Origin of the sequence: Penaeicola halotolerans (genome assembly GCF_016464625.1) — a bacterium.
Taxonomy (GTDB): domain Bacteria; phylum Bacteroidota; class Bacteroidia; order Cytophagales; family Cyclobacteriaceae; genus Penaeicola; species Penaeicola halotolerans.
Genome location: NZ_JAEAGO010000191.1, coordinates 1 through 241, shown reverse-complemented (window position 1 = coordinate 241; position 241 = coordinate 1). Strand labels below are relative to the sequence as shown.

The 241-nt window shown below is 38.2% G+C and carries 1 pseudogene; it reads left to right on the top strand.

Annotated elements, in window-relative coordinates:
- Window positions 1-241, top strand: a pseudogene (locus I5349_RS14010) (ATP-dependent DNA helicase RecQ); the annotation flags it as partial.

Below are 241 nucleotides of genomic sequence, written 5' to 3'. Positions count from 1 at the left end.
AAAGATCAAACAAATCATCGCTATGAACGGTAATTTACCCATCAACCCACATACGGCTACAGCTACTCCAAAAGTCCAAATAGACATCCAAAAAAACCTACAAATGGAGGATGCGGATGTATTTAAATCTTCGTTCAATCGAAAAAATCTTTATTACGAAGTAAGACCAAAGACCAAGAGCGAATCGAAAAGGCAGCTGATCAAGTATGTGAAATCTCATAAGGGTAAATCTGGTGTGGTC